The organism is Rossellomorea oryzaecorticis (assembly GCF_045897515.1).
Taxonomy (GTDB): domain Bacteria; phylum Bacillota; class Bacilli; order Bacillales; family Bacillaceae_B; genus Rossellomorea; species Rossellomorea enclensis.
Genome location: NZ_JBJOSA010000020.1, coordinates 1 through 22659 on the forward strand (window position 1 = coordinate 1; position 22659 = coordinate 22659).

General features: G+C 45.0%; 27 protein-coding genes and 1 riboswitch. Of the genes, 7 read left to right on the plus strand and 20 right to left on the minus strand.

Annotated elements, in window-relative coordinates; translation table 11 throughout:
- Window positions 1-379: 379 nt before the first annotated feature.
- The 6 genes from ACKA06_RS17565 to gpmA all read right to left on the minus strand — a co-directional run bounded on the left by ACKA06_RS17565 (window position 380) and on the right by gpmA (window position 5218).
- Window positions 380-1657: a histidine--tRNA ligase gene (locus tag ACKA06_RS17565; protein WP_411160296.1), complete on the minus strand. Its 1278-nt coding sequence runs from the start codon at window positions 1655-1657 to the stop codon at window positions 380-382.
- Between the two features lie 272 nt (window positions 1658-1929).
- Window positions 1930-2457 (minus strand): AAA family ATPase, encoded by a 528-nt coding sequence (locus tag ACKA06_RS17570; RefSeq protein ID WP_411160297.1) that lies wholly within the window; start codon window positions 2455-2457, stop codon window positions 1930-1932.
- A 142-nt stretch (window positions 2458-2599) separates the two neighbouring features.
- Window positions 2600-2968, minus strand: a complete 369-nt coding sequence (crcB, locus tag ACKA06_RS17575; RefSeq protein WP_411160298.1) for a fluoride efflux transporter CrcB — start codon at window positions 2966-2968, stop codon at window positions 2600-2602.
- The gene (crcB, locus tag ACKA06_RS17580) at window positions 2965-3342 is read right to left on the minus strand and encodes a fluoride efflux transporter CrcB (protein WP_411160337.1); all 378 of its coding nucleotides are present in this window, start codon (window positions 3340-3342) and stop codon (window positions 2965-2967) included. The genes crcB (ACKA06_RS17575) and crcB (ACKA06_RS17580) overlap by 4 nt, the downstream gene beginning before the upstream one ends.
- Window positions 3343-3418: 76 nt before the next feature.
- Window positions 3419-3479, minus strand: a riboswitch (Fluoride riboswitch).
- Between the two features lie 134 nt (window positions 3480-3613).
- A complete protein-coding gene (locus tag ACKA06_RS17585) occupies window positions 3614-4318 on the minus strand; it encodes a DUF421 domain-containing protein (protein WP_411160299.1) in 705 nt (234 codons plus the stop codon).
- Between the two features lie 129 nt (window positions 4319-4447).
- Entirely contained in the window at window positions 4448-5218 is a 771-nt protein-coding gene (gene gpmA / locus ACKA06_RS17590) for a 2,3-diphosphoglycerate-dependent phosphoglycerate mutase (RefSeq protein ID WP_411160300.1), read from the minus strand.
- Window positions 5219-5326: 108 nt separating this feature from the next.
- Here gpmA and ACKA06_RS17595 point away from each other — a divergent pair, with 108 nt between their 5' ends.
- Window positions 5327-7027 carry a pyruvate oxidase gene (locus ACKA06_RS17595; protein WP_411160301.1) on the plus strand — a complete coding sequence of 567 codons (1701 nt, stop codon included), beginning with the start codon at window positions 5327-5329 and terminating at the stop codon, window positions 7025-7027.
- A 48-nt stretch (window positions 7028-7075) separates the two neighbouring features.
- Here ACKA06_RS17595 and ACKA06_RS17600 read toward each other — a convergent pair whose 3' ends face one another.
- The 3 genes from ACKA06_RS17600 to ACKA06_RS17610 form a co-directional block, all read right to left on the minus strand.
- Window positions 7076-8110: a nitronate monooxygenase gene (locus tag ACKA06_RS17600; RefSeq protein ID WP_411160302.1), complete on the minus strand. Its 1035-nt coding sequence runs from the start codon at window positions 8108-8110 to the stop codon at window positions 7076-7078.
- A gap of 447 nt (window positions 8111-8557) precedes the next feature.
- Window positions 8558-8932, minus strand: coding sequence for a VOC family protein (locus ACKA06_RS17605; RefSeq protein WP_032088425.1), 375 nt, complete (start codon window positions 8930-8932; stop codon window positions 8558-8560).
- Between the two features lie 74 nt (window positions 8933-9006).
- Window positions 9007-9960: an RNA polymerase sigma factor gene (locus tag ACKA06_RS17610; protein ID WP_411160303.1), complete on the minus strand. Its 954-nt coding sequence runs from the start codon at window positions 9958-9960 to the stop codon at window positions 9007-9009.
- 130 nt (window positions 9961-10090) lie between these two features.
- Between ACKA06_RS17610 and ACKA06_RS17615 the strand changes: the two genes are divergently transcribed.
- The gene (locus ACKA06_RS17615) at window positions 10091-10555 is read left to right on the plus strand and encodes a DinB family protein (protein WP_214871647.1); all 465 of its coding nucleotides are present in this window, start codon (window positions 10091-10093) and stop codon (window positions 10553-10555) included.
- A gap of 199 nt (window positions 10556-10754) precedes the next feature.
- On the opposite strand, the gene ACKA06_RS17620 is transcribed toward ACKA06_RS17615, so the two are convergent.
- Entirely contained in the window at window positions 10755-10844 is a 90-nt protein-coding gene (locus ACKA06_RS17620) for a putative holin-like toxin (protein ID WP_411160304.1), read from the minus strand.
- A 414-nt stretch (window positions 10845-11258) separates the two neighbouring features.
- Between ACKA06_RS17620 and ACKA06_RS17625 the strand changes: the two genes are divergently transcribed.
- The 4 genes from ACKA06_RS17625 (at window position 11259) to ACKA06_RS17640 (ending at window position 13064) form a co-directional block, all read left to right on the plus strand.
- The gene (locus ACKA06_RS17625) at window positions 11259-11504 is read left to right on the plus strand and encodes a hypothetical protein (protein ID WP_411160305.1); all 246 of its coding nucleotides are present in this window, start codon (window positions 11259-11261) and stop codon (window positions 11502-11504) included.
- A gap of 155 nt (window positions 11505-11659) precedes the next feature.
- Complete coding sequence (locus ACKA06_RS17630) at window positions 11660-11977, plus strand: GNAT family N-acetyltransferase (protein ID WP_411160306.1); 318 nt, start codon at window positions 11660-11662, stop codon at window positions 11975-11977.
- A 138-nt stretch (window positions 11978-12115) separates the two neighbouring features.
- Entirely contained in the window at window positions 12116-12607 is a 492-nt protein-coding gene (locus ACKA06_RS17635) for an NUDIX hydrolase (RefSeq protein WP_214871649.1), read from the plus strand.
- Between the two features lie 73 nt (window positions 12608-12680).
- Entirely contained in the window at window positions 12681-13064 is a 384-nt protein-coding gene (locus ACKA06_RS17640; RefSeq protein ID WP_411160307.1) for a hypothetical protein, read from the plus strand.
- Between the two features lie 39 nt (window positions 13065-13103).
- On the opposite strand, the gene ACKA06_RS17645 is transcribed toward ACKA06_RS17640, so the two are convergent.
- Window positions 13104-14147, minus strand: coding sequence for an aldo/keto reductase (locus ACKA06_RS17645; RefSeq protein ID WP_411160308.1), 1044 nt, complete (start codon window positions 14145-14147; stop codon window positions 13104-13106).
- A 183-nt stretch (window positions 14148-14330) separates the two neighbouring features.
- Here ACKA06_RS17645 and ACKA06_RS17650 point away from each other — a divergent pair, with 183 nt between their 5' ends.
- Window positions 14331-14768, plus strand: a complete 438-nt coding sequence (locus tag ACKA06_RS17650) for a hypothetical protein (RefSeq protein WP_214871652.1) — start codon at window positions 14331-14333, stop codon at window positions 14766-14768.
- Window positions 14769-14796: 28 nt separating this feature from the next.
- Here the strand turns inward: ACKA06_RS17650 and ACKA06_RS17655 are convergent, their stop codons facing one another.
- From ACKA06_RS17655 to ACKA06_RS17695, 9 genes are all read right to left on the minus strand, one after another.
- Entirely contained in the window at window positions 14797-15192 is a 396-nt protein-coding gene (locus ACKA06_RS17655; protein ID WP_411160309.1) for a DUF3888 domain-containing protein, read from the minus strand.
- Window positions 15193-15547: 355 nt separating this feature from the next.
- Window positions 15548-16102, minus strand: a complete 555-nt coding sequence (locus ACKA06_RS17660; RefSeq protein ID WP_064563188.1) for a nitroreductase family protein — start codon at window positions 16100-16102, stop codon at window positions 15548-15550.
- 136 nt (window positions 16103-16238) lie between these two features.
- Entirely contained in the window at window positions 16239-17165 is a 927-nt protein-coding gene (locus ACKA06_RS17665; protein WP_411160310.1) for a GNAT family N-acetyltransferase, read from the minus strand.
- A 148-nt stretch (window positions 17166-17313) separates the two neighbouring features.
- Entirely contained in the window at window positions 17314-18660 is a 1347-nt protein-coding gene (aroA, locus tag ACKA06_RS17670) for a 3-phosphoshikimate 1-carboxyvinyltransferase (protein WP_064563186.1), read from the minus strand.
- 50 nt (window positions 18661-18710) lie between these two features.
- Window positions 18711-19484 carry a Cof-type HAD-IIB family hydrolase gene (locus tag ACKA06_RS17675; protein WP_058297380.1) on the minus strand — a complete coding sequence of 258 codons (774 nt, stop codon included), beginning with the start codon at window positions 19482-19484 and terminating at the stop codon, window positions 18711-18713.
- Window positions 19485-19526: 42 nt separating this feature from the next.
- Window positions 19527-19760, minus strand: a complete 234-nt coding sequence (locus tag ACKA06_RS17680; protein WP_064563184.1) for a hypothetical protein — start codon at window positions 19758-19760, stop codon at window positions 19527-19529.
- Between the two features lie 86 nt (window positions 19761-19846).
- Window positions 19847-20776, minus strand: coding sequence for a phosphotransferase family protein (locus tag ACKA06_RS17685; protein ID WP_411160311.1), 930 nt, complete (start codon window positions 20774-20776; stop codon window positions 19847-19849).
- Between the two features lie 53 nt (window positions 20777-20829).
- A complete protein-coding gene (locus ACKA06_RS17690) occupies window positions 20830-21588 on the minus strand; it encodes a serine hydrolase (protein ID WP_411160312.1) in 759 nt (252 codons plus the stop codon).
- 20 nt (window positions 21589-21608) lie between these two features.
- On the minus strand, window positions 21609-22289 hold the full coding sequence (locus ACKA06_RS17695; protein ID WP_411160313.1) for an alpha/beta fold hydrolase: 681 nt from the start codon (window positions 22287-22289) through the stop codon (window positions 21609-21611).
- Window positions 22290-22659: the final 370 nt, after the last annotated feature.

Below are 22659 nucleotides of genomic sequence, written 5' to 3' on the forward strand. Positions count from 1 at the left end.
CCAAATTAGGAAGGTTTTCTTTTTTTATTTGTATTTTACATTATTTAGGAGTCGTTTTTCAGTGGTCCCGGACAGGTCCCTTGACCCATTTTAGGTAGGGTTTTCGTGAACGTGTCTGGCTAGGGGCATCATCGAGGTGCAAAGAAAATTCGACAAGTGGCGCAATTACCATGAAAGCGGCGCAATAAAAATAAATATATTAATAATCTTGCTATTAAAACCTTAGTCGTCCGCTCTTTTGGAAGTTTGCCTTATTGCGGTTTAAAAATCTCTTAGATTTACAATAAAAACTCATATTTAGTAAAAAATATCCAATGTGACAGGTAACGCAGCTCTATATTAAAGCCTTGCCATAATTTCTCCTTGCCCCCACCACCGCTCACCTAAACCGATAAGAATAAACCTTCTCCTCCCCCGTCACCATATCCTTCACCTTATACCGGCCCTCCTTCACCTCGTTCTCTCCTATAATAATGACTTTCCTGACTCCGTCTTTGTTTGCTTTATCGAGGAGTTTCCCGAGTTTTTTGCCGCTCATGTCGCATTCGACTTTGTAACCATCTGCCCTCAGTTCATTCGCCAGTCGCAGTGCTTCCTTCCCCGTTCCCAACGGGATTACAAAATAGTCCAGCCCGGATTCAGATGCTGACTCTTTCCCATCAATCGCCGCATAAATGACGTCCAGTCCGAACGAGATGCCGACCGTCGAGAAGGTTTCATCGGTCCCGAGCATTCCCCCGATGGCATTGTCATATCTTCCTCCGCTGCCGATGCTTGATTTAATGGATCCGTCGGTTAAAAATAGCTCGTAAATGGTCCCCGTATAGATATCCAGACCTCTTGCAAGGAACGGATTGAAAATGCACTGCCCATCAATCCCCAAATAATCGATGACAGACATCAGCTCCAGCAATTCCTCCAGCCCCTTTTTCACCAGTTTATTCCTGCGGGAATATGGTACAAAATAATCGAGGGACCGATTGTCTTTGTCCGTCAGGAATCGCTCAATTAATCGCTGTGCCGCCTCCGAAACCTGCAGTTCACTCAATTCAGAGATAACCGCCCCGATCCCGACTTTTTCAAGCTTATCGAGGATCAATACCGCTTTATTGATCTTGTCAGCCGGGACGCCGAACACTTCCAGGATTCCCGTCAGAAGCTTCCGATTGTTGTACTGGATCACAACATTCAACCCCAGCCTGCGGAACGCCTCCAATCCCATCGCCATCAGTTCCGCTTCGGCCAGCTGCGAATCCACTCCGACAATATCGACATCACACTGAGTGAATTCACGGAACCGACCTGCCTTGATCGGACCGTCCCTGAACACCTTGCCGATTTCATAGCGTTTGAAAGGCATCTTGAGGCCAGGATTCATTGCCGCTACTTTTGCAAACGGAATCGTCAGGTCGTAACGAAGTGCCAGATCCCTTCCGCCCCTGTCAGATAAGGTGTACATCTCCTCAAGGATTTCAGCCCCTCCGGCGTACTTCGAAGCGAGCAGCTCCGTATAATTCAGGATCGGCGTCTCAAGCGGCTTGCAGCCATATTGGATGAAAACATCCTCGAGCGTCCGCCTGACCTTCCGCCTCACCGTTTCCGCCTCCGGTAAATAATCCTGCGTCCCTTTTACATTCTGATAATCTATCTTCTTCATGTTTTTCTCTCCTTTTTTGTAAAATAAAAAACCGCACCTGATGTAAGTGAAAACTTAATCAAATGCGGTTCATGAGAAATAACCTTCCTATTTGCGATTTATTGAAAATCGGATAGCAAGGTTACTCGATATGATGATGCCGTTGTAAAAATGATTTCGATATAGCGTTAACCATGTTTACTCACCTCTGAATTTAGATAAAGGTAACATATGGGGAAATGAGAAATCAATAGAATTCTCTAATTCTGGCAACAACAACGGTTCCAGCCACCCTAATTCTCCACCACCAGTTCCCCTTCTCCTTCAGGAATTTCAAAACCTTCAAGATATGAAGATAATAATTCTTCCGAAATGGGAAACGAGTTGGCATCAAACCGTTGATTACGCAATTGGAGCCGTTCGCGCAAATCATCGGGGTGAACCTTTAAATAAACGAGTTTCCACTTGCCGCCGGAATCTTCAATGAGTTCTTTATATCGGTCCCTCCTGGCACGGTCCCAGAAGCTGAAATCAATCACCACTTTCTGCTTCTGGCGGATCAGCCCGATCAACCGGCTGCGCAAGGTCTCTTCGGCTTCTTTTTTATATTCCTCGATTTTTTCAATGGGAAAGTCAACCCCGTACCGTCCCTTGGTCGCCCAAATTTCTTCATCAATGGAAAGACGCACAAAGCCTTCATTCTCCAACCCTTTAGAAAACGTAGTCTTCCCTGAACCGGCAACACCGCACATCATAACCACCAAAGCCCTTTCTTTGCTGCGATCACTTAAAATCCGGTTAAAATCAACGTTTTTAAACATCCCGCAACCCCCATACTACTAGTCTTCATGGATTCATTTGTTCAGCTGTATTTAGTGTAAACATTCTACGCTTGCAGTGAAAGAATATACCGAAAAACCACTTCTAAAAAATGAGCCGCGGTACCTGTCCCCCTAATTCATACTAAGCAAACAACCGTCCAATCTCATACCCGACGAACGCAAGCAGGATCCCGCCGCCGTAACAAATCACGTTATACAGGATAAAGTCCTTTCTTCTCTTGTCGACATGAAGCTGGATCCCTTCAAGCTTGAATGTGGAGAAGGTTGTGAATGACCCGAGGAATCCGGTGCCCAGCAGGAGGCTCCACATTTCGCTGGTCCCTTTTCCGATCAGCAGCCCCAACAGGAAAGAACCAAGAATGTTCACGAAAAGCGTGGCAGAAGGCAGACGGAAAGTATGGTTTTCATTGAAGTATTGACTGGCTGAATAGCGGGCGACCGCCCCCAAAAAACCGCCGACCCCCACTAGTAAAAACGTGAAAAAGCTCATCTCGCCGCCTCCCCTTTCTGCACGCGGAATCCAATCCGGCTCATAGCCAATCCTCCTAGAATACTGACATTAACATAAACTGCACCCAATAAGATGTGCCCATTCTCAAAAAGGGTCACCGTCTCTACGCTCAAAGTCGAAAACGTCGTAAACGAGCCGACGAATCCGGTCCCGATTGCCGTTTTCACATGTCCCGGCAGCGAGAACTTCTTGACAAGCCCTGTTGTAAAAAAGGCAAGAACAAAGCTTCCGGTCAAATTGACCGTAAGCGTCGCATACGGGAACAGGCCGCTGTCATCAAAGAACGCATAGCCGACCCAATAGCGGAGCATCGCCCCAAGTGAGCCTGCAAGTCCGACCAATAGATATGGTATCATCCCAATTCCTCCAAACACGAACAAATAAATACATATTTTACCATTAATAAAAAAGACTCCTGCCAGCAGTAGAACACTGACAGGAGTCATTAGCCTTCCGGCGGTTAAAGGTGAACTCCATCACCTGTAGGGTTTCCATAATTATCATACTATATTAATATCCCAGACGGCAAATCTGCCTGGTGAGTCCGATTCACTTTATGCTGACTTTTCAAGATTAATACTGAATTCTGACTAAAGCATTCGTTTAATACCGAAAGTCCACTCACTACTCAACATCCGCAGGCTTCTTCAGATCATCATCATACAAGTCAAAAAACAACTTCCCCTTGCTGTTGACCACTGCATAATAAATATCCTCAAGTTGGACATTACTTATCTGGCATTGATTCCTGACCCACTCTTGACTGTACTCTCCAGTCAAATTTTTAGAGACGAGCTCCCCTTCCATAATTACTTCAACAGGGAGGGACATCTGGCTTGAAGGCAACGAAAGATCACTCCTCGTCGTGGGCTGGAATGCTTCTTTTTTCAACACGGACAATTCACCGCTCACCTCGAGGAGTGCATATTCTACCTGAGTGATATCAAACACATCTTTCTCTCTTAAAAGCTGGTTCAAATCATCGATAGTATACTTAAGCTTTTTCATATTATGGTCCAGAACCTTGCCTTTCTCGATTAAAACAGTTGGCCCGCCCGAAATCCATTTCCTCATCTTCCGGTTTCCGTTGGATAGTACCATGGCAATGTAAAATAAAGCGATCAATGTAATGTAGGAAATGAACATATAAGAAAACTTGACTTTGAGGTTGAAAGCCATATTCGCTATCAAGGAACCAATCGTTACTGATAAAGCAAAACTGTAGTGATTCTTGTGCGAATTGATATGCTTTCCGACAGTGAAGGTGACCAGCAATAACACGATAAAACTGATAAAAGTCCTTGCTGCAGTGATTAAAATTTCGTTCATACTTTTAGAACTCCTGTATTCGGCATTTGTATTCGTTCATACACTTTTTAGCTCCGTAATCGCATGCCATAGACTATTTCCTGACCAAAAAGGGCCGCGGTACCTGTCCCCCTCACCCGGATTCAGCCTCTATCCCATCCAATGAAAATCAAATTCAGGGTCGTCGAGGTCTATATGTTTCGGCACCTCTCCCTCGGGCATTTCCCCGTCCTCGTTGAGGTAGTAGTGCCTGATGGGCTTAAGTTCGTCATCCAATTCGTAGACGAGCGGAATGCCGTTCGGGATATTGAGTGTGACGATGCCGTCATTCGGGATATGATCAAGATGCTTGACCAGTGCCCGTAGCGTGTTGCCATGGGCGGATACAAGTACACGCTGGTTACGTTTGATGCTCGGCGCAATGGTTTCGTTCCAGTATACAATCGCCCTCCGCTCTGTATCGAGCAGTGTTTCCGAAAGAGGGACATTCCCCTCTCCAATCGATGCGTATTTTGGGTCTTCGAGATCCTTTTGATGTGCTTCGGCCGAGCTGTCCGGAGGCCTGACATCGGCGGACCTCCTCCATTCATAAACCTGTTCCTCGCCAAACTGCTCCCGCACCTCTTCTTTGTCGAGTCCCTGCAGCCCGCCGTAATGCCGTTCATTCAACCTCCATGATTTATAGACCGGGATCCATACAAGATCCATTTCATGAAGCATGATCCACAGCGTCCTAATCGCCCGCTTCAGGACGGATGTGTGCGCCACATCAAAGAGATAGCCGTGTTTTTTCAAGATTGCCCCTGCAACCCTTGCCTCTTTATATCCGTCATCTGTCAGATCGACGTCCGTCCATCCCGTGAAACGGTGCTCAAGATTAAAACGGCTCTCGCCATGCCGGATAAACACAATTTTCTTCATACTCATCACCCTGCGTCGTTTTTTTCAGTATGTGCATCGGGGGAAAGAATTATTTTTACCGTAATGTACCACACTAGGGTTATCTATATATGAAGAGGTGAACGAGTGATGTTCAAACAAACAGCAGGTGAAAAATTAATCGAGCAGCTGATCGAATGGGGCGTTGACCATATTTACGGGATGCCGGGCGACTCGATCAATTCCATAATCGAGCCTTTACGAAAAGCGAAGGATAAGATCAAATTCATTCAAGTCCGCCATGAGGAGGCTGGGGCGCTGGCCGCTGCAGCCTATGCAAAATTGACAGGAAAACTTGGCGTGTGCACTGCGATTGCCGGCCCTGGTGCCATCCATCTATTGAACGGATTATATGATGCGAAACTCGACAAGGCCCCAGTCCTCGCGATCACCGGCCAGGTCGAAACGGATTTAATGGGAACCGACTACTTTCAAGAAGTGAATCTCGACAGACTGTTCGATGACGTCGCTGTCTACAATCAGCGCATCATGTCGGCCGAGCAGCTGCCGGCCGTTGTCAACCAGGCGATCCGTACCGCCTATGCGAAAAAAGGAGTGGCTGTCCTGACCATTCCGGATGACATCCCGCGCTTTGAAGTCGGAAAAGAAGCGCGGATCACGACCAATTTTACCGTCAAACAGGAGCTTGCGCCGCAAAAGGATGATCTGAATAAGGCGAAGGTACTTATTGAACAGGCTGAACGGCCGGTCATCCTCGCAGGGAATGGTGTGCACGGTGAAAGGGAAACCCTGCTGGCATTTGCAGAAAAAATAGGCGCTCCTGTCGTTCTCACCCTGCCTGGAAAAGGGGTCATACCCGATAAGCATCCGTACTGTCTTGGCGGTCTTGGCCTGATCGGAACGAAACCGTCATATGAAGCGATGCAGGAAGCCGATTTTCTTCTGATGATCGGGACCTCCTTCCCGTTCACGGGATTCCTGCCTGAACATGCAAAGACGATCCAAATCGACATAGACCCTACCCAGATCGGAAAGCGCGTCCCGGTGGATGTCGGACTTGCCGGTGATGCAGGTGCAACTCTCAGATGGCTCACCGAACAGATTTCAAGGAAGGAAGACCGGGAGTTTTTAGAAAAGAATCAAGAACGAATGAACAAGTGGTGGGAAAAACTCGAGAAGCAGGAAGCGGACGAATCCGAACCGATCAAGCCGCAGCACCTCGTCCGTGCCCTGCAGCAAGTAGCGCCGGATGATGCGGTCATGTCGGTGGATGTTGGGAACGTCACGGTATGGATGGCAAGGCATTTCCACATGACAAATCAGTCATTCGTCATCTCCAGCTGGCTCGCCACGCTCGGCTGCGGCCTCCCGGGTGCGATTGCAGGGAAAATCGCCTTCCCGGACAGACAGGTATTCGCGGTCTGCGGAGACGGCGGCTTCGGGATGATGATGGCAGACTTTGTGACGGCCGTCAAATACGACCTGCCGATGGTAGTCGTCGTCATGAACAACCACAAAATCGCCATGATCAAATTCGAACAGGAAGTCATGGGGAATGCTGAGTTCGGAACTGACCTCCACAATCCGGACTTCTCCAAATATGCAGATGCCTGCGGCGGAGTAGGATATCGTGTCGAGCGCTCAGAGGACCTCCTCCCTTCCCTGCAAAAAGCCGTCCTGCAAAACAAACCGTGCATCGTCGATGTTGTCATTGATGTCGAAGAAGCCCCAATGCCTGGGAAAATCCAGTTCTCACAGGCCGTCGGATATACGAAGCATATGGTGAAAGAGCTGTTTCAAGAAGGGAAGCTGGATTTGCCTCCGTTATAAAAAAAGCCCGTCCCAGCGAGAGTTTGCATACGCCGGGACGGGCTTTCATTATGTTTGCTTGCTATTCCACAATTTCTCCATCAATTCTTTAACATTCATTTCCTTACTCAGTCTTCCAGCACCCTGCCCCGCCCATAACGACATATGGGACGGATCATTACGCGTCGCAGCTTCCTGCCGCATCGGTTTTGTCAATGTATTGAGGTACGGATAAGGCAGCACGTCCTGTTCACGATGCTTATTTTCTTCCATCCATGCATTCACGATTCCCCGTGCTTCTTTACCTGAGAATACCTTCGTCAGTCTTGTATCAGAAGCTGAAGCGGTGAAGATTTTCTGTTTGTGCACATGATGGGCCGCACTTTCTTTACAGACGAGAAATGCGGTTCCGACTTGAACGCATTGCGCTCCGAGAGCAAGGGCTTTTCTTACGTCCTTTTCATCCGTGATCCCGCCTGCCGCGATAACCGGGATACCAATACGGTCAGCCGTTTCCGTGATCAGGGAGATCAATTCAACCGGTTTTGATGCTGGCAAAAATGCTCCCTGGTGACCACCGGCTTCTTTCCCCTGCAAGACAACCGCATCCATGCCCCGCTCTTCCATCAGCAAAGCTTCTTCCGGCGAACAGGCCGTTCCAAGCAAGATACACCCCGCATCTTTCAGCTTCTTCACCGCATTTTCAGGAGGGAGGTCAAAGGTGAACGAACATATTTTCACACGATGTTCCACGAGCAAATCTACTTTCTGATAAAAATCCTGCCATTCCTCCTGGATGGAGGTAAACGACCGGGCATGATTGGCATGGGGAATGAGTGCCTTCCAACGTTGAACCTGTTCGCCAGAAGGTGCCTCTTCCTCTTTTGGCACAAAAAGATTCACCTGAAACGGACGGTCAGTTTGCTGCTTCATCTCAAGGAGCTGAGTTTCCACTGCATCGGGATGCAAATAGCCGGAAGCGAGACTGCCGAGTCCGCCGGCGCTTGAAACGGCAGAGGCGAGTGATGGCGTCACCGCTCCACCTGCCATCGGTGCCTGGATGATGGGTTTTTTTATCGAAAGAAGCTTTATCAAGTCGTTCATGTTTATACCTCCTATGAAAAGGGATTGTTTTGGGCTGTATACTGGCTTGTCTCCAGCGGAAATGGTTCTTTTCAGCCTTTATACCGGCTTATCTCCAGTGAAAATGGTTCTTTTTAGCCTTTATACCGCCCTGTCTCCAGTGAAAATGGTTCTTTTTAGTCTGCTTACCGGCCTGTCTTCAGTGAATCTTTTAATTTCACCCGAAAATCTTCGAAAAACCACTATTAATCTTTGAATTCAGACCATTAATCTTCGAATATTGTTAGAAAATCTTTCGAAATCGGCCAATAATCTTTCAAGTTTGACCAATGACCTCCTGAGTCTGACCAATGACTGCTCGTTTACCACTCGGTCTGACAATGACCTCCCGTTTTCCACCAATCAGCTTCCGGGTCTGAACCATGACCTTCCCTTCATTACCAACCGGCACCAAAGTTTGACCATTAATCACCCTGTGCAGATCATCACCACATTCCCGTCCGGATCCCTAACCGTAAAAAACGAAAAGTCATCAAACCGTACGATGCCTTCAGCAACCTCAATCCCCAACTCATTCACAAACGTGAAAGCCTCATCAATGTCGTCCGTGTGGAAATTAAACAGCGGTTCATCCAATGGATTCAGCTGTTTCCTCTTCCCCGCCGGCCCCGCATCCAGGGTCAGTCCCGTAAAGTGATTCATTTCCAAGTTATAAACGGGATCAGCCACTTCGTCCATATCGTACTCCTGTCCCAATAATTCCGAATACCACCGTACGGATTCTCTCAAGTTGCTGACATGGACAAACACCGTATTGATCTGGTTACCAACTGGACTTTTCAACAAAAACCACTCCCCTGAATTTTTTCGCCATCACCATTAGAACGTATGGAACACGAAAAACCTTACAGAGGAAATTAATAAATATGATAAAAATAGGCGGCATTGAGCCCGACGCCGAGTTCATCGGCTGCGAGCTTCATGAGATCCCACGAAAAACAGTAAAACTTCCAGTAGGTGATTTCATCCTCATATGCCTCAACATAATGGATGTTGCTCAAATACAGTTTGCCGTCCGCCTTCTTTTCAAATTCGGCCACAACCGGCAAGCCCCACAATTCTCTATATTCAGCCACGATTTCATGCTGCTCGTCCACGATCTGCTTCCAGTCTTTCAGTGAATTCTTCTTCGATTCATCCAGTCCCATTTCCACTCCAGCATGGGTGATGTCAACGATCACATCTTTACTCAGGATCGAGGCAATGCACTCGGGGTCCTTCGACCTGAATCCCTCGAGCAAAACCGCCAGCGGCCCGTCCGGAGAAAGATCTGCAGTACGAACCTCTCCTGATGCTGGAATCTCCGCAATTTTCTTAAGGACAGCCCTCGCCCTGCTGAGATTGGCATATACTGCGTTCTCCGATGTCCCGATAATGCCGGCAGCTTCTTTTGCCTTGAACTGAAAAGCTTCTGTTAAAATTAATGTTACATATTGAACCGGCGTCAAATGGTCGATCAAATAATCCAGATTGTCGATCAATTGAAAATCGAAGGCTGCGCCGTTGTCGTGGTGAAGTTCCTCGCTCAGCGGCTGCTCCTGATTACGGTCCCTTCTTTTTTTATCTATCCAAAGATTCGTGGCGATCCTGAATATGTACGCTTTCGTATGAACCGGCTGGTGCATTTTTGCAAGCATTCCGAGGGATTTCAGCAGTGTATCCTGAACCAGGTCCTCTGCATCCCATGGGGACCTCGTCAATTTGTAACAGTACCCCCAAAGTTCGGACCGGAAAGGCTCGATCTCCTGTTTGAACCTGTGCTCGATTTCCCTGATTTCATTCCCAAGTGAGTGTAAATTATCCGTTGTCATATCGCTCACCTTCCCCTCATTCTTATCCCAATTATTTCAAACCGGGATCATTAACTCAATAAAAAAGAAAAGGGATTCTCCCATCAATCTTGAATTAGTTTAAGAGAATTTAATCAAGGAGGAGATAAGTTTGAAGCAACGTGACTTACTTTTATATGTACTGGATTCCGCCTACGATAAAGAGAGTTGGTACGCACCGTTCAAAGATGCAGTCGCAGGGCTGACAGCAGAGCAGGCTATGTGGAAACCGTCAGGGGAAGCAGCGAAAAGCATTTGGGAGAATGTAAATCATCTCATGTATTACAAGGAAAGAATGGCTGCAACTCTTGAAGGACGCGAATGGAACCTTCATCTGGACGGCGAAGAAACGTTTGTTCTCACGGATCAAAAGGAGTCAGATGAGGAATGGGCAAAGGTCGTGGAACGTGCCGGAAATGCACAGCAACAATTAAGGCAGGCCATAAGTACGCTGTCTGAAAGCGACATTGAATCCCTTGAAAGAAAATTACTTGACATCTTTATGCACGAAGCCTATCATACCGGGCAAATCATCCAGCTGAGAAAAATGCAGGGATCATGGCCGTCCCAGCGCTAAATTCAACCTTTATCTCCATTCTTTACTCACTCCACAGATTATGTATATAATAATATTAACAAAGTAAACGTAAATAGGAGCCCTGACTGCCATCAGGACTCCTCCACAACATACACTGCACCCGGCGTGCAGCGGCTCACAATGAGTCAACAGAATCGAAGTAATCATCAATTTACCTCATGAGCATGGGGGACGATGGTTACTTCTTTTTTTGCGTAACCGCGATAATTGCTACGATCATTGTTCCGAACCCTATCATGATTTGCAGCACCTCTCCGACAGCAATCATTCAGCGAATCACCTCCCTTCTTCTGGGAGAGTGAGCCGCTGCCCCGCAGCTCTTTATGTTGTGTACTTTCATTATAGCACATACGTTCGGTTTTAATATCCGGTCAAAGGAACCATTATGAAATTTATAAAGGGTGTCAAACCAAAACATTGGAATCTTATGGTAAAATAAAGTTATGAAAGGAGATGATCTTCTGACTGTTTTGTTAGAGAACATATTCCAACTTTCCGCTGCCATACTTCTCCTCTGCTCGCTCTTTTACTTCCGTCATTTCAAAAAAACGAAAAAACAACGAAAACTGACTCCATTTGAACTCTCCGTTTATATCATCACTCAAGTGGCAATCTTTCTGTGTGCAGGAAGTTATCTGCTTCTGCTGCTAGATAAATAATTTGGAAGGAAGGGTGTATCGGCGTGAATTTCTTGCTTTTAATGATATTGGGTTTCTTTTTCATCGGTGTGGCAGGTCTTGTTTATATTAAAAAAAGACTAGAAACCGTTCACTCCATCCTGTGGTGGATTGCGGCCTCCACTGCCTGGGGGATTGTAAACATTTTTCTTGTTGTCTGGTCGTTTCATACAGTTTATGAGTTTTGTAATTTCTTACAAGGTGGGAACAAGATGATATATGTGAAGGGCATGTATGCCGTGATGGCATAGATGATCATTGTGAATTTGATCAGTGAATATATTTGGAAAAGCAACTATTCAGCTATTGCAAGCTGGATCACAGTGGCGTTGTTTTTCTTAGGCACCTTGTTTTTTATTAATGCGAGATACGTATTTTCAAAGCAAAAGAACGAGAGGTGAATTTCTTGGAGATCGATTATTCGGTGATTCAATCAATGCCGGATGGAGATACGCTCCATGGCATCTTGCAGCTGCATAAGGGAATTTTCGGCAGTGGCGATGATCTAATTAATAAAATGAAGGAAAAACCCCGACTGTTGGTCATGATAGCTAAGCTGAATGAGAATGTAATCGGATATAAAGTCGGGTATGAACTTGACTCCCGCACGTTTTACAGCTGGCTTGGCGGCGTGAGCGCGGATTACCGAAAACACGGGATCGCTTCCCGGTTATTTGCAGCATCAGTTTTTAAAAGAAAATGGATATCATATTGTCCAAACTAAGACCATGAACAAGTGGCGGGATATGCTGATACTAAATATCAAACATGGATTTGATGTCATGGAGACATATACCGATAAAAAGGGCCGGCAAAAAATCGTTCTTGAAAAAAAATTAATCGATTTAAAGGAGACAACTTTATGACGAGTACATACGTCAAATGGGGAGAAGCCAGGGTGAAATTGACCTGGAACCCCGTCGCGCAGCTTCCATCAAGAGAGTGTATCACGAGCGTTCACGGATTTTGTTTCAAGGAAGACAGGTTGATGCTGGTCAATTTAAATCATCGGGGATGGGATTTTCCCGGAGGTCACATCGAGGAAGGGGAAACCCCTGAGGTATGCATGAAGCGTGAAGCTTATGAAGAAGGATATGTGTCGGGTAGCCTCACCCTTCTGGGGTATATCACTGTTGATCACAATGAAAACCCCGTGTGGGTTGAAAATGGGCTGTATCCAAAAGTAGGGTATCAGGTTTTTTTTCGAATGGATATTGACCAGTTCCATGAATTTAAAGGACAGTATGAGTCGGGTGAGAGAAAGTTGATCAGACCAAGTGAAGTTACTGATTATTATCAGGACTGGAATGGGATTTATCAACAAATTCTGGAGGCAGCTGTAAAGCAGAGGTGATCCTTCTTTTAAGGATAATGCTGACATAGTGTACAGTAAGCCTTTATTTTATGAAGAATGGAGTGGGATGCGTTTGAGGATAAAAATGTTGACGGTGTTTCTGTTGGCAGCTTTATTGTTGTTAACGGCTTGCGGTACCAAGGATTTCAGTTTTTCCGGAAAATCCGATCACTGGCAGGCTGAGCTGAAGGTGAATCAGTCGAGTGATTTTGAGAAGCAGGATTTCGTTTTGAAATATACTGGGGATGATGCTGATTCAGTAGGAAATGTCGAGTATGCCGTAGAAAGTATCGATGGGTTTGGCAGAACAGGCGCTACGTTAGATAAAAACGGTATAATCAAGGATGGAAACGAAACGGATCCCTCCGGTCGGAATATTAGTGAGGATACAGAAGTCACGGTGACTGTAATGTGGGATGGGCAGTCCGAAACGTTTGATTTGAAGCTTCAAGAATAAGCAAAAAGCTCAGTGTTGAAGCTGAGCTTTTTTTAATGTTTACCGCTTATTGACTGCGGTGTGATTCTGGAAGATGGCTAAGTTTTCTTTGATATGAGGAACCTTCTTCATTCCGACCATGGTTGAGAAAACGCCATTCGTTCGAGTGACAGCCTTTAATACGTTTTGAGGGTCGTTACCTCCGTCAAAAATCTTTCCCAGATTGAACGGGGCACTGGTAGTCGAATAGATCCCAAGCTCTTGTGCGGCTTCGATGATCGTCAGCCACTTACCGTTTACACGCTGGTTCTGATTTTTGACTGCATGATTCATCTGTTTATTCAGGGGGAATTGGATGAATTTAAAGTGATGCCCCTCCCCTGCGACTCTTTTTGCGGTGTTCACGGTTTCTTCGATTGAAATATAGCCGTCTTCTTTCGGGGAGTTTAAGAGCCCGCTCCAAGTAGCAAATCCATAGTAGTTGAGATTGACGCTTTGAACCTGCTCTTCAAAAAACGTGAAAAGCTTTTCCACTTGTTGATAAAATAAATCAGGGCCGAGTATCATCATGGAGATTTCTGGGTTGTGGATGTAATAAAGATCAATCGTTTCAAGATGGAGATGCTTCTTGCTTTTTTCAATGGCAAACCGGTAATATTCAGGGGCCAGTACGTGTCGGTGTGTGTCGACGATGTTCAGCTCCGATTCTTTGATGATGCCGCCATCCAGGAGGATTTTTTGCAGATAATCCGCCGGGACCAGGTTTGCCTCTATATCCCCGGGTATGATGCCCGCTTTTGTGGAGACGATCACCTCTTCCCTCTTGATTGCGCCACTCTTTATCAAAGAATTTAACACATGGCCGACATCCCGTTCCGATCGCATCCCGCGGTAATTAATCGCCGTATCGATGAAGTTCAGTCCATTCAGCAGCCCATACTTCATCCCTTCACGGTAAAGTGCCGAATCCATCTCATTCATCTCTCCCAGGTGGGTCCCCATGGCTATAGGCGGAGCACAGAACACAGGCGACTTACGATAAGGCATCCCGGATTTGCTTAGGTATTCACTTGTTCCATTCACTGTCGCGTAACCAGAAATCATCCTTACACCCTCCTTTTTAGTTCTTTTTCAATATAATGGATAAAAAATCCAATTAATAGACTGAACATTTTTTATGGTGTTTGGTATAATTGGGGTATAGGGAAGAACCAAGTCGAATTGACTTGGTTCTTTTTTGTGTTTAAGGAGATATTAAAATGGACTAAATGATTAGGAGTGAAGATATTGCAATCGAAGTTAGTGGTTATTATCCTTCTATGCTCCGTCCTTGTTTCGATAAATGCCGCTCAGGTTATATGTGCCTCTCCCGACTATTTTTATCCTGATAACTGTGACAAAGAGCTGAACGCCTCAAGTGCTTCTGATTACTACTCTTCTCACCCGGCTTTAGAATATAAGGAACTTGATCATGCAGATATTACGATTCGTGAAAAAACCCTCTACCGAGACACATTTACTATTGTTGATCAAGAACTTAAAGGGCATAAACATCTTTTGTGGGAATATAAAAAAAACAAACTTGAAAATGTAAGTCCAAAACGTCAGGTCTATTTTTACTACAGTGTAACGATTAACAAAAAGAATAAGTACCATACACGGAAGGCAATAGTCGATATAGAAACTGGTAATGTAATAGTAGTCGGGGAATCGATTGATTACTGAGCCCCGCTTATAACAGCAGTCATTCTTTTTAAAAATCGACCTTTGGATAAGTCTTTATATGTTTATACCCCACCAACTTCCCGTCTGACCTCACAATGATTATATCCTCCCCGTACGTGATATGACCACGATAATAAGGCTTGACCAGCAGCGTTATGTCGTAGTCCCCTCCAGCTCCGAATATCTGCTTTATCTTCAAAATTTCTGTTTGATAAGCTGCCCAGGTGAGCCCATCCGGTGCACGCTTATCATCTTTATAAATGATTTCAACAGCCTGATCAATGGGCTCTCTAAGGCTGCTGATCAGAGCATATTTCAGAGTATCGCATAATTCAGTATCAGCTTCAGTTAATGTGGTGGCATCTGCTCGCTGATAATAGCTAAAGAATATTGTCAGACTGAACAGGATTTTAATTTTTTTCAAAGTGGTTCACCTCTTGTTCAGTATTTGTAACTTAAGAAGGGCTATTCCACAATTTATGTGCATAAATACTTGGATTTATAAGAGTTCATTGTAAAAATCCGGCTTTTCTAGCCCCCAATCTGGTGGGGTGGGGCATATACGATCCTATTTCAAGATTTACGATCCTAATCTGAGAAATACGATCCTAATTCAAAATTTACGATCCTAATCTGAGAAATACGATCCTAATCCAGGATTTATGATCTTACGAGAATGATTCTAAATAAAAAAGCAACCACCCCTCCAAGGCACTACTTACCGGTTAATCAAAGATAGGCACATAACCAAACCAAAAAAGCACTTTTCAAACCAAACCTCACTTCTTATAAACCGTAAACTTCTCCTCAGCTGAAGTCCGCCCGCGTCCCGGCGGCACTTTATCAAAATAGCCCATGTGCAGGAAGCCGGCAATCTTTTCGCCAGGCTCCACACCGAGCAGGTCGCGCACCTTAGGATCATAGATGTGCGGGTTCGTCTTCCAAACTACGCCTAGCTTACGTTCCCAGGCGAGCAGCTGAAAATTTTGAATCAGCGCGCCAACCGCACCGAAATTTTCTTCCCACTGCTTTTGTCTTGGATCTTCTTTCATGACCACGATAAGGAATGCAGCAGGCTGACTGAAATAGTTCCGTCTGTTTTCCTGCATATCAGGAGAAAATGTTTTTACTAAATCTTCAACAAAGCCTTCCTTTTCTTTTGCAGAAACGAAAATAAATCGCCAAGGTTCGCGAAGCCCATGGTTCGGAGCCCAAACGGCGTCATCTAAAATCTCAAGTACGGTTTCTTCTGTCACTTCTTTATCAAGATAGCCGCTTTTAATCGAGCGGCGCTCACGTATCGTTTTAGCCAAGCTTGAATTTGTTTTATCCATCATTCATTCCTCCGTCGTATAGGATTCTCTCTTTATCTTAGATGATAACAATTATCATTATCACTTTCAAAATGTTTCTGCCTTCCCTCATGAAAAAAGTCGGCCCAACTTGGAGCCGACCATACCTTCATCATGTCTATAAATCCAACCCAAACTCCAAAACCGTATCCATCATCCTATAACCCATCGCCAGATATAAGGAGACAGCTCCTCCGTTATCACCGAAGACACCTAGTGTCGCTTCCTTTTTACCACTGTCCTTCAGGTGCTTCAAGGCCTGGGTTACAACTGCTTTTGCTACTCCTTTCCTCCTCCATTCAGGAAGGACAAAAATATTCTCAGTTGCGCCGCGTTCTTCCCCAAGGCTCCAGGTCATGACACTGCCGGCCACTTCATTTTCGTAAAACGCGGTAAACGCAGCCCAATCCCCGCCGCCTTTGTTCCATTTCAAATGGTTGAGACTCCACGGAGCCCCGTTCAAATCTCCCTTCGCTTCCGCTTCAAGATACTGTTCTTCTTCCTGCTGCGAATCCATCTTCCAGTTTTTGATCACCATACCCTCCGGAAAAGGATGATGGGGTATCTGTTCAGTCAAATCCCGCTTCATCACTAAATGCGTCCTTTTCGTATCAAAACCTTTCGACAGATAAAAATCCATTTCCTCAAGATCGTCGGTGGAGATAGTATGGCTGACCCTGACCCTTTTTTCAGGATAACGGCCCCTGTACTCAATGGCCCGATTTAAAATACATGCCCATAATTCGTCCTGCACATGTTCTGGTGGATTCAGGTCTTCATTTAAAGTTATATCTACATTTAATTTGTACAAGAAATCTGTCGGCCTGCTGCCATCTTCAATCAAAAACCAGGTGGAGTCAGGTACAATATGAGCGAATCCAAGGATTCCCCCTTCCGCATTTACCGCACAGAAAATATTTTCTGAAATATAATCATCGTTATATCGATAGGCAAGCATCGCCATAAAATCAACGCCTGCAATTTGGTCTGCATCTTTATCCTGATAATTCCTAATTGTATATGAGTGCACACGGAATTCTTTCATAGTGACTTCCTCTCTGATTTGTTTGATAGTTTTATATTCTAGGTGCCACTCCTTTTTTCCTTTTTCAGGTAAAAAAAGCCTGTCCCGGTATGTATTACATACGCCGGGATGGCCTTCCTATAACAAGTCAGGATTCTCCCCCAAACAATCACTTCAAATACTCAACTCCGACACCCAACCCCGATAATATCCCAAAATAACCTGGGCAGGTCTTCGACACACAGCCAGGGTCCTGGATGACCACGCCGGGAACCTTTGTCCCGATCAACGCCAGCGACATAGCAACGCGGTGATCGTCGTAGGATTCAAGTGGGGCAGCTTGCGGAATGCCCGGATATACGGTCAATCCATCGGAAAACTCTTCGACCCTGATTCCAAGCTTCTCTAACTCCGTACAGATTGCACTGATACGGTCAGATTCGTGGTGGCGGATATGTTCCACATCCCTGATGGAAATCGGGCCTGATGCAAATGGCGCGATCGCAGCAAGGGTCAGGGCCTGATCGGACATTTCTTTCATGCTGATGTTAAATCCGCCTACTAATGACGGGGTCCCTGTCAGTTCGATATAATCTTCGCCCTTGACAACGGTGCAGCCCATCCGCTCATACACATCCACCATTCCGATGTCAGGCTGTTTCGTTTTGAAAGAAAGATTATTGATTTTGATCCGTCCATTGGTAATGGCTGCGAGCGCCATGAAGTAGCTTGCCGTAGAGGCGTCGGCTTCGAGCTCAAGTTCCCTGCCGACATAGTGAGACACCGGGACCTTCATTTCAGTGAGGTCCTCGTTACATGTTGCTTTCACACCGAATTGCTCCATCAAGTTCAACGTGATTCTTACATACTCCTTCTGCACGATGGAATCAGGAATCGTCACGGTTACTTCTTTTTTAGCATATGGAGATGCCATGAGGACCCCACTTGTGAATTGGCTGGAGACTTTGCCGGAGATGCTCACCCGGCCTCCCTTGATGCCGCATGCTTTTATGCGGATTGGCAGGAACCCTTTTTTATCCAGGTATTCAATCTCGGCACCGAGATGCTCGAGGGCATTCAGCAACGGTTCAATCGGCCGTTCACTCATCCGGCTGCTAGCCTCGATGGTCCAATCGCCTTCTGTACCGGCTGCGAGCGCACCAGGCAGGAAGCGGGCAATCGTTCCAGCAGCCCCGATGTAGACTCCTCCTGCTTTTACCGGCCACTTCCCGCCGCATCCATGGACCGTCACATTTTCCTGTTCGACTTCGACGTGAACGCCCAGCTTCCGGAGAGCTTCGATGCACCAATAGGAATCATCGCTTTTCAGAATCCCCGTCAAGGTGGTAGTTCCTTCAGCTAAAGCAGCCATAATCAATGCCCGGTTTGTAAAACTTTTGCTCCCGGGTATCGTGATGTCATGGTCAACCCTATTATCTTGTGGTGACAGTTTAACAGCCTGAACATCATTTAATTTGGACCAAGGTGATCTCGCTTTTAAATCTGGACCATTCATGGTAGAACCCCTCTCTATTTATAAAATTGGTCGCTTCCACCGGTTAAAAGTTAAATAACACCAAACTTCCTCAACGCAAACTCTATCCCGTCTTCCCCCGACGGTTTCGTTACGAAATCGGCAGCAGCCTTCAATTTTTCACTCCCGTTGCCCATCGCGATGCCAAGACCGGCCAATTCGAGCATATCAATATCATTTTCGCCGTCGCCAAAGGCAATCGCCTCCGATTGATGGAATCCGAAGTACTCCAGCGTTTTCAAGATCGCCCGTGATTTTGAGACATCCTCCTGCAGAACATTCAAAACATAGGGATGCCATCTCCTGAAAGTGAGATGCGGGAATCTTTTTATGTATTTTTCAACTTTTTCATCATCTGCAAACAGGCACAATAAAAACACATCTTCTTCATGGATGGCGGAATTTGTCTCGGGGTACTCATAAAGAGACAGGGTTTCCTGAAGAGCCGTTGAGATTTTCTCTTCCGCTACCCCATTCATAGTAAACCCTTCGGTATAAAACGACAAACCGTTCTTTTCCAGTTTGGCAAACTCCATTACTTCTTTCACGATTTCCTTCGCCATTGGCACGCTGTGAATTACTTCATGTTGATGCTTGGCGTAGCCCCCATTTGCCGTGATAAAGGTATCGATTCCCAATTCCTCCAGTTCACTGCACATGGATAACGGCCTTCCAGTCGCAGCCACCACTTTCAACCCTTTGTTTTTCAACTCTTTTACTGCCTCGATTGTGGACTCCGGAATGGTCCCGTCTTCGTGGTGAGTAATCGTTCCGTCTACGTCGAGGAATACGATTTTATAGGTCATGAATAGCCTCCTTGGAATTCTGTCAATTAACTTAGTAATGATTTACTTGCCTTTAGTTAACTCTTTATCTAATTCCTTTTCTATTTCTTTATCAGATAATCGTCCTCCTGAGCTTTCCCCTTTGCTATTAGTTAACAATATCATGCCGATAAGGGCAGCCAAACCTATACAAATCAAGGAAAAACCGAATCCTTCTTCAGATAAGATAACCGATATCAAAGCTGAAGTTAGAAGAACCATTGACATAATTAATGCTCCGAATAACCTTTCCATCAATTGCATCGCCCCCTTATAATCTTGTAATTGTCAAAAGTTTATCTTGTTCTAATAAATGAAGATTGGATGCCCCATTTCACTCAATATTATGTGGACCATTTGATTTCTTCATTGGTCACTCTTATAATCTCGTCTATTTTAAACTCTACTATTTCTTGAATCTGACCTTCTGAAGTGTAGCCAAGGAAAAATTTCTCGATTTCCCATGCGAGCATCATGGTGGTGTGGTCTATATAAAAGTAATTGAAATCCTGCAGATAATCTTCGAAAGGAATGGCAAGATTTTTTAACTTTTTGTAGTAAGATGTGCTGATGAATTGAATTAAGTTTGAATCATAGATATCCTGGCACAAAATCGTGATATCCCTTAAAGGAGAAGACTTCGCAGCCCACTCCCAATCGATGAACCAAACTTGGCTGTCTTGATAAAAGATATTTTCTAAATGGGGATCTCCGTGAGTGATGACTTGGGGACATTTCTGCTTGTAATTAGCCACGTTCAATTTTGTATATGTTTGCTCGACCGTCTTACTCCAGCTTGATTCAGCCCAGCTACACTCGTTACATAAACGTTTCAGTTGATTTCTAGCCCATTCCAGCCATTCTGAATTCATTGTGTGAACTTTTAACCCTTCTCTTGCGTTTACATTTGAATTATGCAGTGCGGCAAACCTCTTCATAACTTTTTCTAAAAGAGATATTTTATGTTGGGCGGATAAGAGACTGAACTCATTTTTCAAAGGTGAACCCAAGTCCTCCATCAAAATAGCCTGGGGGTGTGATGCCCACAGTGTTATTACTTTACTGAAGGGTTCAATAAAGGAAGAAAGCATTGAAAAGATTTCAACTTCATTGTTTCGATCTGATGCGAATTCTTTATATATCAAACTCGTGTTTTCACCATTTTCCGTCAGAACTTCGAGTCTATATATTTCCCCAGCGTGAGCTCCTTGTATAACTTCCATTTTCAGTAACTTCATGTTTTTCTCTGTCAGTCTTTGTTCTATATGGGTCAACGTCTATTTCTCCTTTGTGCAAACGCAGGATATAAGTATTCATACTTCTAAACTCACTGATCCAGGTATTCCTCATATGCGAGATTCATAGCCTGCACTATTTTATTGTCAGCCTCCCCGTGTTCATTTCTATCCGGTACATCCACCACCCCTACAGCAAAGATATAAGGATTATTATTGAAATCACCCATTATACCAAGGTCTACAGCAGCATGTTTCAGACCCCCTGTCATGTGGTTGAGGTGATGTCCTGGAATCGAGACTATGTCTCCCCTTTGTCTTACCAATCCGTTTATGATCGGAGTCCATAGCATGGGGTGCTCATTGTATCCTTGATAAATCCTCTTCATTAACTCAGACAAATCAGAAAGCATTCCTTTGTTATCAGGATGTCTCGGATCTTCTGTCACCAGGATAGAAGGAAAGTCTGCTTGAATTTCCTCATTTACCTTTTCCCATCCACCGAATGCACCCACCATACTCTTTGCCGCAAAGCTGTCGTGGCAGGCAATCATGACTTCCACCACTTCCCTTAGAAGCAGCGATCTCCTATTTTGCAAATGAGGATAAAGCTCATTACTGTCTTCGTTGGGGTTAAAAGAAATACCCTCTACCATGTCGTCCCAATTCAGACTTCCTTCTTCTGCCCATTTAGCCATGCAATAACCTATGGCCACTTTTGCCGCAGAGGCCATAGGGACTGTGAGTCCGGCATTCCAGGATGCTATCATCTTTTGTTCTTTGATGGAGTAAATCATCATTCCGGCTTGGCCGGTTTCTATTTCATTCAATTTATCTATGATTCTATTCAATTGTTTTCACCTGCTTATTTTTACGTCAGTAGATGGGCTGATTCCTGACTTTCTTCTAAAAACCTTCTTACGATTCCATTGTAAACTCCCGGCTCCTCTATATTCGCTGTATGCCCGGTAAAAGGAACTAAGCCCGCATTAATTTTATGGTTTGCTTGCTTCAAGAAGGTGACCGCTTCCACTTCATGCCATTCGCTGCTTCCATTCAGTACTAGCACCGGCACCTTAATCTGTTCAATATCTGCTTGAGTTACTGCAGGATAATGGAAAGTCATAATATGTAGAACCTTTTTGAGCGTAGCTTTCCACTTTTCTCCGTGCAGGGACATGAAGTGAGCTGCTATATCTCTATCATTCTCCTCAATGTTTAGAAAGTACTCGTATTGCTTCTCCATAACTCCCTTTAACTCTTCTGGGATAAACGGTGCGTATCCGGTCAGGACAACCCCTTTGACTAGATCCGGCTCCCTGAGGGCGATATGCATAGCTAAAGAAGCACCCAATGACAAGCCGATGATGAAGCCTTCTCCCTTATTCTTGATTTGAGTGACCACATATTTTAAAGCATCTTCGAAATAATCGTGCGATGCATCAACTGCTGCATTACCGTGCCCCGGTAAATCAATGAGGATGCAATCGTAACCATAAACCCGTGTAAAAAATAGACTATTTCTATTGTCATCTCCCCCTCTTATGTACACAATTTATATTAACATATTATTCCATTGTATGGTTAGAACCAGGGGGACAGGTCATGTGACCCATTTTTAAGAGAGTACATAGTAAAGGACAGGTCCGATTAACGGTTCCTGCCCTTTTCAGATATATTTATCTCTGTTACTGAGAAAAATTTGTCTGATTTAGTTCATTTCTTATCTTAAGCCCTATTTTTCATCGGAGCTGCCAATCTTTTATGGACTGAAAATGATGAGCGGAACCATTTATGATCCATTCGACAAAAAATACGCGCCTGTTTCAGGATTTATGATCCGTTTCAGAAAAATATGAGCCTTTTTCTAATTATATAACCCTTTGATAATCATTCTAATCTGCTATGGCACAGCGCCACAA

What these genes read in the sequence shown, in the direction of transcription:
- ACKA06_RS17565 (WP_411160296.1), bottom strand. Translation starts at nt 1,657, where the DNA reads ATGAAGAAGATAGATTATCAGAATGTAAAAGGGACGCAGGATTATTTA.
- ACKA06_RS17570 (WP_411160297.1), bottom strand. Translation starts at nt 2,457, where the DNA reads ATGTTTAAAAACGTTGATTTTAACCGGATTTTAAGTGATCGCAGCAAA.
- crcB (WP_411160298.1), bottom strand. Translation starts at nt 2,968, where the DNA reads ATGAGCTTTTTCACGTTTTTACTAGTGGGGGTCGGCGGTTTTTTGGGG.
- ACKA06_RS17585 (WP_411160299.1), bottom strand. Translation starts at nt 4,318, where the DNA reads ATGAACGAAATTTTAATCACTGCAGCAAGGACTTTTATCAGTTTTATC.
- gpmA (WP_411160300.1), bottom strand. Translation starts at nt 5,218, where the DNA reads ATGAAGAAAATTGTGTTTATCCGGCATGGCGAGAGCCGTTTTAATCTT.
- ACKA06_RS17595 (WP_411160301.1), top strand. Translation starts at nt 5,327, where the DNA reads ATGTTCAAACAAACAGCAGGTGAAAAATTAATCGAGCAGCTGATCGAA.
- ACKA06_RS17600 (WP_411160302.1), bottom strand. Translation starts at nt 8,110, where the DNA reads ATGAACGACTTGATAAAGCTTCTTTCGATAAAAAAACCCATCATCCAG.
- ACKA06_RS17610 (WP_411160303.1), bottom strand. Translation starts at nt 9,960, where the DNA reads ATGACAACGGATAATTTACACTCACTTGGGAATGAAATCAGGGAAATC.
- ACKA06_RS17620 (WP_411160304.1), bottom strand. Translation starts at nt 10,844, where the DNA reads ATGATTGCTGTCGGAGAGGTGCTGCAAATCATGATAGGGTTCGGAACA.
- ACKA06_RS17635 (WP_214871649.1), top strand. Translation starts at nt 12,116, where the DNA reads ATGACGAGTACATACGTCAAATGGGGAGAAGCCAGGGTGAAATTGACC.
- ACKA06_RS17645 (WP_411160308.1), bottom strand. Translation starts at nt 14,147, where the DNA reads ATGATTTCTGGTTACGCGACAGTGAATGGAACAAGTGAATACCTAAGC.
- ACKA06_RS17660 (WP_064563188.1), bottom strand. Translation starts at nt 16,102, where the DNA reads ATGGATAAAACAAATTCAAGCTTGGCTAAAACGATACGTGAGCGCCGC.
- ACKA06_RS17665 (WP_411160310.1), bottom strand. Translation starts at nt 17,165, where the DNA reads ATGAAAGAATTCCGTGTGCACTCATATACAATTAGGAATTATCAGGAT.
- aroA (WP_064563186.1), bottom strand. Translation starts at nt 18,660, where the DNA reads ATGAATGGTCCAGATTTAAAAGCGAGATCACCTTGGTCCAAATTAAAT.
- ACKA06_RS17675 (WP_058297380.1), bottom strand. Translation starts at nt 19,484, where the DNA reads ATGACCTATAAAATCGTATTCCTCGACGTAGACGGAACGATTACTCAC.